The organism is Xanthovirga aplysinae (genome assembly GCF_009711365.1).
Taxonomy (GTDB): Bacteria; Bacteroidota; Bacteroidia; order Cytophagales; family Cyclobacteriaceae; genus Xanthovirga; species Xanthovirga aplysinae.
In genome coordinates this window covers 1-9,133 of sequence record NZ_SMMB01001138.1, presented here as the reverse complement: position 1 = coordinate 9,133, position 9,133 = coordinate 1, and the positions used below count along the sequence as shown (strand labels likewise).

General features: G+C 35.2%; 7 protein-coding genes and 1 tRNA gene. 4 read left to right on the top strand and 4 right to left on the bottom strand.

The window, feature by feature from the left end; genetic code table 11:
- Positions 1 to 27: 27 nt before the first annotated feature.
- The 3 genes from E1171_RS14065 to E1171_RS14055 form a co-directional block, all read right to left on the bottom strand.
- Positions 28 to 2,490, bottom strand: a complete 2,463-nt coding sequence (locus tag E1171_RS14065) for a bifunctional UDP-N-acetylmuramoyl-tripeptide:D-alanyl-D-alanine ligase/alanine racemase (protein WP_155206665.1) — start codon at positions 2,488 to 2,490, stop codon at positions 28 to 30.
- Between the two features lie 170 nt (positions 2,491 to 2,660).
- Positions 2,661 to 3,533 (bottom strand): GNAT family N-acetyltransferase, encoded by an 873-nt coding sequence (locus tag E1171_RS14060; RefSeq protein WP_155206664.1) that lies wholly within the window; start codon positions 3,531 to 3,533, stop codon positions 2,661 to 2,663.
- A gap of 202 nt (positions 3,534 to 3,735) precedes the next feature.
- A complete protein-coding gene (locus tag E1171_RS14055) occupies positions 3,736 to 4,599 on the bottom strand; it encodes a GNAT family N-acetyltransferase (protein ID WP_155206663.1) in 864 nt (287 codons plus the stop codon).
- A gap of 674 nt (positions 4,600 to 5,273) precedes the next feature.
- On the opposite strand from E1171_RS14055, the gene E1171_RS14050 reads away from it, so the two are divergent.
- Positions 5,274 to 5,957 (top strand): hypothetical protein, encoded by a 684-nt coding sequence (locus tag E1171_RS14050; protein ID WP_155206662.1) that lies wholly within the window; start codon positions 5,274 to 5,276, stop codon positions 5,955 to 5,957.
- A gap of 76 nt (positions 5,958 to 6,033) precedes the next feature.
- Here E1171_RS14050 and E1171_RS14045 read toward each other — a convergent pair whose 3' ends face one another.
- Positions 6,034 to 6,756 carry a 1-(5-phosphoribosyl)-5-[(5-phosphoribosylamino)methylideneamino]imidazole-4-carboxamide isomerase gene (locus E1171_RS14045; RefSeq protein ID WP_155206661.1) on the bottom strand — a complete coding sequence of 241 codons (723 nt, stop codon included), beginning with the start codon at positions 6,754 to 6,756 and terminating at the stop codon, positions 6,034 to 6,036.
- A 490-nt stretch (positions 6,757 to 7,246) separates the two neighbouring features.
- On the opposite strand from E1171_RS14045, the gene lysA reads away from it, so the two are divergent.
- The 3 genes from lysA to E1171_RS24295 all read left to right on the top strand — a co-directional run.
- The gene (gene lysA, locus E1171_RS14040; RefSeq protein ID WP_155206660.1) at positions 7,247 to 8,479 is read left to right on the top strand and encodes a diaminopimelate decarboxylase; all 1,233 of its coding nucleotides are present in this window, start codon (positions 7,247 to 7,249) and stop codon (positions 8,477 to 8,479) included.
- Between the two features lie 116 nt (positions 8,480 to 8,595).
- A tRNA-Val gene (locus E1171_RS14035) sits at positions 8,596 to 8,670 on the top strand.
- Between the two features lie 230 nt (positions 8,671 to 8,900).
- Positions 8,901 to 9,133: hypothetical protein (locus E1171_RS24295; RefSeq protein ID WP_222931505.1), on the top strand; the 233-nt coding region annotated here is incomplete at its 3' end.

The window sequence follows — 9,133 nt, the reverse complement described above, 5'->3', positions numbered from 1 at the left end:
AAAAAAGGTCTTTTTCAACTAAAAAGATCATTCTGTATAGTAAATCCTTTTTACACGCTCACTAATACTAGTCAACACCTCATAAGGAAAAGTATTGGACGTTTGGGTCAAAGCCATCAAAGGATTTTCTTCTCCAAACAGGATTACTTCATCCCCTTCCTTAGCAGAAATTCCCGTAATATCGATCATGGTCATGTCCATACAGACGTTTCCAATAGTAGGAGCAAATTTTCCATTCACTAACACCTGGGCTTTTCCGTTGCTGAACCTTCTGTCAAATCCGTCTGCATAACCAATGGCAATGGTGGCAAGGATCCTCTCCCCTTCTGCTATGCCTTTTCTGCTATAACCAATGGTATTTCCAGCAGATACTTTTTTTATTTGAGAAATAATGGTTTTTAGGGTATTGGCTTGACGCAATTCATTTTGTGCTTTACCATTAACCTCAATGCCATACAGACCGATCCCCAATCGAACCATATCAAATTGGTACTCAGGAAAGCGAATAATTCCTGCGGAATTCAGAATATGTTTGATCACTGGATACCCCAAACCACTTTCTATTTTCTGAACACCTTCCTTAAATATTTGAACTTGCTTTAGGGAAAAATCATTATGAATAGCTTCATCGGCACCTGCCAAATGACTAAACACACTTTTTACCTTTATGGAAGAATTAACCCGTAGAATATCAATTGCCTCTTCCACCTCAAAAGTTTCCAAACCCAATCGATGCATCCCTGTTTCCAACTTCAAATGAATTCCTGATTCTCTATCATTTCGACGAAGAAAATCTACAAAGGTATTCAATAGAGAAAGACTATAAATCTCTGGTTCAAGATTAAAATCCAACAGCTTTTCAAAACTCTCGGGGGTAGGATTCATAACCATAATAGGCAATTTCACCCCATTTTCCCGAAGTGCGATTCCTTCATCCACATAGGCTACGGCTAAATAATCTACCCTATGAAACTGCAACAGATGACCAATCTCATTACTCCCTCCTCCATAAGCAAAAGCTTTAACCATTACCATAATCTTAGTTTCTGGCTGCAAGCGACTACGATAAACATTTAAATTATGAGTTAAAGCATCGAGGTTAATTTCAAGCGAAGTGCGGTGCATTTTTTGCTGCAGTTGATGCACCACTCTCTCCAAATTAAAAACCCGTGCACCTTTTATTAAAATATTCTCCCTTTTAAAAGTATTTTGATCAAATTCCTTCAAAAAAAGAGAAGTACTTGGGTAAAATTGAGATTCCTGGGTTAAAAAATTCTTTTGTTGACTACTGATTATTGGACCAATACCTATCAGTCGATTGATCCCTTTGCTTTTTATCAAGGAGGCAACTTTTTCGTACAATTGGGAGTTACTTAAGCCAGCTTCGTACAAATCGGAAAGAATCAGCGTTTTTTTTGGATTTTGTTTTTGCTGGTCCAGCAAATTTAAAGCAATTTCCAAACCTGCCAGGTCATTGTTATAGCTATCATCTATCAGCATACAATTATTGACCCCCTGTTTTACCTCCAATCGCATAGAGACACTTTTCAACTTCCTAAGTCCGGATTGGATCTCAGTAAAAGAGAACCCAAATGACAATAATAAGGTCACTATATTCATTCCATTCTCAACTGATGCTTCATCCGTGAAAGGAAACTCCATGTAAAAAGTTTCTCCCTTAAAGCTCATCTCCAGACACAGGTAATCTCCCTTCTTTTTTTGATGTAGGATGCTCACATCTGCTATTTCCTTGGTAGACCAGGTCAACAATTTATCTTTAGGGAAATGAGTAACTAAGGCTTTATACACTTCATAGTGATCTTTACAACAAATAATTTGTTGGCAGTCCTTAAACAAAATCAGTTTTTCTTCGATCTTTTGCTGTATGGATTCAAACCCTTCTGCATGAGCAGGTCCAATATTCGTGAAAATTCCATGAGTAGGTTGAATAATTGAATGAAGGAATTTCATTTCACCCACCTGAGAAATGCCTGCCTCAAAAACGGCCATTTCATGATCAGGTTCCAACTTCCATACCGATAAAGGCACACCCAATTGGGAATTATAACTTTTGGGACTTTTTAATACTTTATACCGTTCGGCTAAAATTTGGGTTAACCATTCCTTGACAATTGTTTTACCATTACTACCAGTGATTCCAATAACGGGCAAATGAAATTGTTGCCTATGAAAAGCTACTATTTGCTGCATAGCCTTCAGGCTATCCTCCACAGCTAAAATATTGGCTTCCGGAAATTGATCCAGCGAAAGTTTTTTCGATTTATTCACTACAAAATTTCGGACTCCCTTACTATATGTAGACTCCAGAAAGGCATGACCGTCGTGAAACTTACCGTTAATAGCAAAAAAAATTGCACCTGGAACCGTCAACAACTTTCTGCTATCAGTAAGCAAATGCGTGATTTCCTGGTCTTCATGTAGTTTCAAAATGTTACCGGAAGTAATAGCTTCTAGGCCTTTAAATTTCATGCTTTAAATTTGTATCAAAAAAATTCATTCCCTACGCATTACAGCGTATTGGTTATCCAAAATGATTTTAGCTTCTAGCAACCAATTTCAACTTATCTTCAGTTTCATGGTTAGGTAGAGAGACTTTGCTCTTAATGGGCTTTGAGAGACCTGCAAGTTTATAGCAATTTTTAGTCCAACACCATAGTCATCTCGTATTGATCAATTTCATTGACAAAACCCATTGCCTCAAAAAATGAAATCACTGAAATAGCCTGGCTATCAATATTGGAAATAGTCAAACATTTTGGAATAGAAAGTTGAAACATTTCTTGAATAAGCCTCCGCCCTAGACCTTTTCTACGTTGACTTTTTGCAACAGCAATTTGTGACAAACGGCCAGTTTGCGGCTGAAAAATTCCATAGGCCAACACTTTTTCTTGTTCTTTTAAATAGATAATCTGTTCTTGGGCTATATTCTGCCTTAATATAGGTGGACAATCCAAAAAAGAAGGAGAAATATCCCTGAATTCCTCATACAACGCCCAATCAAAATTATCTGGCTTTTCCAGTTTTAAATTTTTAGTGCTTATACCCCTTGTCTGAAATGATTCTCTTAAAGCAAAACAAGAAAACTTTTTGTTAACGCTAAAACCGCAATTTTGATATGCCCTTATAGCTCTTTCGTTGGAGGTGATTACTTCCAAAACATATTGCTCAATTTTATGCTTTCGCAATTCTGGAGTCAGAAAATCATACATCCTTTTTGTTAAGTTCTTTCCCCGAAATGCATGAATAACCCCTGTACCTCCATTGTAGGCCGTAGTTTTATCTTGGTAGTTATTGATAGCCGTGAAAATGAATCCCACCAATTTATTTCCAGAAAAAGCCCCTACAGACAATTCAAAGTTGATTGTTAACTTATCCACAAACCTGTGGATAAACTGCTCCTTGCTTAGTTTAAAAGGTATTACATAATCTGAAAAGGCCTCTAAAAAGGCGGCATGCATGAAGGAATTATCTTCCTTTTTTAGGAAACGAATTGTCAAAGATTTAGTGGTCATAAAAATTGAAACAAAAACTCTTACAGAACTTATTCCTCTTCCTTATCATTCAGATACCAAAATTAGGAAAAACAACTTTTTAATTTGGAATTAAGGTTATCTGAAATAGACAAACAAGAAAAAAGAATATATATGGTGAGTTAATCCAAATCTTTCAGGACCAAAAAGTAATCTTAAAGTTTGTTAACTCCATTAATCCTAATCATAAAATAAGCTTCATTTCGGCCAACTCTCCAATAGTTTCAAAACCCATTTCCTTAAAATACTCATTTACATCTTTAGCCTTTGTATCCACATTAACCAGTAGAGACTTATTCGCTGACAACTGATAAATAAAACTAAGCAAAGCACTACCTACCCCTCTACGACGGAAATCTCTACGAACTCCAATTTGGGCCACTCTACCCATGTCTGGTTCAAAAATTGCAAACCCAATATCCTCACCACTTTTTTTGGCCGAAATAACCATTTCATCATACTCATTATTGTCTAAGTGGTAGCGACTATTCAAAAAGGGAGCATTTACATCGGTAAAACTTTCATAAAAATCCCAGTCGGCTTTGTCTTGTATACGAATACTTATTCCACCTGGAGGTTGGGAGGCCAAAATCTGCTGATTAGACAAAATCAGACAATGATAGGTTTTGTTTGCCTTGAAACCCAGTTTTTTAGCCACTTTCAACAATTTCTTATCATTGGTTTGCACCTCGATCAAACACTGTTTAACTTCTGCCTTTTGTAGAAGAGGGCGGAGAAAATCATACATCTTAACAGACACTTCTTCCTTACGATGCACTGGCAAAAAACCTTCACTGTTATTAAAGGCAGTAAGTTTACCTTCATATAGCGCCACCGAAGACAAAATAAAACCGATCAATTTATCATCTTCAAAAGCCCCCACCGATAGTTTATAGTCTATATTTTGTCGGGCAATATATTTTTTGAGGTACATTTCCTGGTGTAGAAAAAAAGGAGCAGGAAAATCAGCATAAACCCTCTTAAAAGCACCGTACATTTTCGGTAAATCCTCCGGTTCAATTGAACGATATACAATAGGTTCCTTCATGTTTGCAAAAGAGCTTAAACCCTCCAAAAAGTTTTAAAAGCCTCCTCATCAACTCTTAATCAATAAAAGACAACTCTTCCCTTACTCATAAGCTTTCATAAAACAAACTGCCGTCGGTCACTGGCCTCCAAAACTTATAAATTAAGCAGCAATAAACCGAAAGGCCCCAAAACATTCTCTTACTTTAAATGGAAGGACTCATCTATTTATTAAACCCTGGTTTGTCCGTGTTTATCTTATAACTCATTTTTAAGTGAAAGAGTTGTTGAACCTACTGACCTAGTGTCTAAGGGAAAAGACAAAGGATTTGTCATGGACGAAGTGTAAAAAATAGAAAATAATGCAAAATTGGAAAAGTAAGTTGCGGTTGACCTTCTGTTAGCACCTAAAATAATAACTCAGTCCGAACCATATATTTTAAAATTATTAATTCCATAATAAATAATAAACAACATATATATTTAATATTAAACAATACAATATTAAAAAATAACATCCAACTCAATAAAACAACTAAAATTCAAAATAAATATTGTTATTTTTTTATAAATTTGGCATTATTATTGAGAAAAAATTTAAAATAAAATCAACAAAAACTTTATAGTTTGAGAAAATATTTTTTTTGAATTATTAAACCAATTTATATTAACTATAACATTCAAAACAACAACTAAATGAAAAAACTACTAATCACATTTTGCCTTATATTGATTTATACCTCGACTTACTCCCAAAACACTGACAATGAGGAGGTAAAAATCAGATATAAAAATGAAATAGGTTTAGACTTAGGAGCATTTCTTACAAAAGAAAATAATGGTAGCATAATCGCCTTGGATGATAATAACCAGCCCATATATTTTCTGAATTCCTATGAAAACTACCAACCCATTTACTTCCTTAATTATAAAATATTGGGAAAAAAGGTGAATGGAAGGTTCGCCTTGGGAGGCAAATTGTTTACATTTCCCAGGACTGAAGACCCCGAAGGAAATACGAATAGTATTTTTCTAAAAATCGGATTTGAAGCCTTCAAAGAAATCTCACAAAAATGGGAGTTTTACGGAGGAGCTGACCTAAACAGTGAATTTTATTCCTCTTCCATTCCAAATCCTGTTCAACACAATTCGAAGATCAAAGGTAAGGTAAACGTAATTGGGTGGGGCCCATTATTAGGTTTCCGTTTTAAAGTGCACCAAAGAGTAAACTTTCAATTTGAATCAGCATTAAGAATAAATCATGCCAGTGAATTCATGAAAATCACAAATTTACAATTTGATGATGATACAGATAACGACAAAATCAAAAACACATTTACATCTATGCCTTTTAGGTTATTAATAAATTGCCGCTTTTAATCCTTTTCAACTAAAAAGGGAAGCAAACCAAAAATAAGTTTGCTTCCCTTTTCGAAATCAGCTTTTTCTTTTATCTCTACACCAATAGAGGTGCAAGATCTTTCAGATCAATAATACCCTCATAATAAGCACGACCAAAAATAACCGCATTAATCCCCATTTCGTCCAAACGTTGAATATCTTCTACCGACCTAACCCCACCATTGGCCAGAATTTTAATATCAGGGAATCGAACTAACATTTCCTCGTAGAGCTCAAAAGAAGGCCCCTCCAACACCCCATCTCTGGCAATATCTGTTGCTTTAACGTACTTGAGACCTCGGTTATAAAAATACTCTATATGATCAAAAATATTGATGTCGGTACTTTTCAACCATCCTTTTACTTTCAGTTTTTTATTTAAGGAGTCAGCCCCCAACCTGATAATCTCTCTTCCATAAGAAACCAACCACGAACTAAAAAGCTCTTTATTACTTACAGCCTTACTACTTACAGTAATAAAGGAAGCACCACATTCTAATGCTTTGTTAATATCACCATCAGTGTTTATTCCTCCTGTAAAATCAATCTTTAAACTGGTATGTCCCGAAATAGCCTCCAATACATGATAATTTTCAGGCTCTCTTCCACGGGCACCATCTAAATCTACAAGTTGAACGACCTCCATTCCATGGTCTTCAAATTTCTTTGCCAGATCAACTGGGCTAACATCATATTGTTTCTCTTTGGAAAAATCTCCTTGTTCCAGGCGAACAACTTTTCCATCATAAATAATAATAGAAGGGATAATTTGTATCATAGGGGTAAAATTTAATTGTAAAACGGCGAATTTATTTGAGGATTTTTAGTGGGAATATTGCCCCGGGAATAAAAGTTTGCAGACTTAAAAGGATCAAACAGGAGTAGAACACAATTTCCCCAAGTCATAAAATATACTAAAAAAAAATAAGGAATCCAACTTAAATACCCACAATAGGTTTTGAATTTAATAATACCTATAGAAAATAAGGATGAAAATTGCCTTCACTTACCTCCCATCTAATACAAACCAACCTTTTAAAAAATCCTTTCCACACATCACTAAGGTTCAAAATCATAACCGTTATAGTTCAAATTTACGCACATTTTCTGACAAGGTTGTTAAGAAGAAGTTAAATTGTAAAGCCTAATTTTAAACCACACTAAATGGCGGACTAATGTCAAATTTACTAAACCTAAAATTTCCCTTCGTTTCTCCTGTTTGCAATTAAAATTCTTATACTATATTTGCCGATTAAACAATTTGAGTAATGGAATTAATCGATAACGCCTACAGTATCCAGGGAGTAAAACTTGTAGATATTTGTGAACAATTCGGTACTCCGGTATATGTTTACAATGCGGAAAAAATCTCTTCTCAGCTTCAGAGATTGCAAAATGCATTTTCTGGCCAGAGGGTAAAAATTAAATATGCTGCCAAGGCACTTACAAACCTCAATATTCTAAAACTCCTAAAAAAACAGGGTGCGGGTCTGGATGTGGTTTCCATACAAGAGGCTTATATCGGTATGAAAGCGGGCTTTTTACCAGAGGAAATCCTTTATACCCCAAATTGTGTTTCCTTTGATGAAATAAAGGAAGCCGTTGAACTTGGCCTTAGAATCAACATTGACAATATCTCTATTTTAGAACAATTTGGAGCTACTTATCATGATTCAGTTCCTTGTTGTGTACGGGTAAACCCTCACATTTTAGCCGGGGGTAACCTTAAAATATCCACTGGACACATTGACTCAAAATTTGGAATTTCTATTCTTCAGCTGAGACACCTACAAAGGGTAATAAAGACCTACAACATTAAAGTTACAGGTTTACACATGCATACGGGCTCTGACATCCTCGATTCTGAGGTATTCTTGAAAGGTGCTGAGGTAATTTTCGATTTAGCCCGTGAATTTAAAGACCTCGAATTCATTGACTTTGGAAGTGGATTTAAAGTTGCCTATCGTGAGGGAGATGTAACCACCAACATTGAAGAGCTAGGTGAAAAATTAGGAAATGCTTTTGGTGACTTCTGTAAATCCTATGGTAGAGATATAGAATTATGGTTTGAGCCAGGAAAATTTTTGGTCAGTGAGTCCGGGTTTCTGTTGGTTAAAACAAATGTGATCAAAACTACTCCCGCCACAGTTTTTGTAGGAGTAGACTCAGGCATGAATCATCTACTTAGACCGATGATGTATGACGCCTACCATGATATTTTCAATGTTTCCAATCCAAAAGGAACAACACGGGTATATAGCATTGTAGGTTACATTTGTGAAACAGACACGTTTGGTTGGGATCGTAAACTAAATGAGGTTAAAGAAGGAGACATCCTGGCCATAAAAAATGCAGGAGCATATGGATTTAGCATGACCTCCAATTACAACTCACGGTTTAGACCAGCTGAAGTGTTAGTGATTAATGGTGAAGCAAAACTAATTCGTAAAAGAGAAAACATGGAGGATTTATTAAAAAACCAAGTAGAAATCGATATCTAGAAATGATTTCAAACAAACTTGGCTTTTAGTTTCCTTACCTACAAGAACTGAAAATATCTTTTGACGATTTTATGCTAAATTAAAAAAGAAACTATATTTGTAGGCTGATATTTTTTGGGGCATTAGCTCAGTTGGTTTAGAGCGCTGCCTTGACAGGGCAGAGGTCACTGGTTCGAATCCAGTATGTCCCACATAAACCCCTCAAACGGAAAGTTTGAGGGGTTTATAGTTTTTAGGTCACTATTTAGGTCACTAATAACAAAAAGACCTCCAATATTTTAGGGAATTTATCCTTTCAAATCTTTCTATTTATTTTGTATTATATTTAAAGGTATCCTTCTTTTTAATCTTTTAAATTTAAATATGTATTTTTGAAGTTAGTTCTTATCTGTATTATTGATTATTAATTGGAACTCATCTAATGAAGTACAATTTTTTTAAAAATTACTTCAAACAAAGGTTTACTTTAACTTCATTAAAATACCAACTTGGAATAGGTACGGGTTTGGGTTTTTATGTATTTTTCTTCTTTTGGTTTTTTCAGCCTTTTGATTCTATTCAAGATACTCACCCTCAAAAAATCCTTCTTTTCTTAGGATATGGATTTGTGGCCTTACTAATATACTTTTTAACCTATGCGGCTTTATATTATGG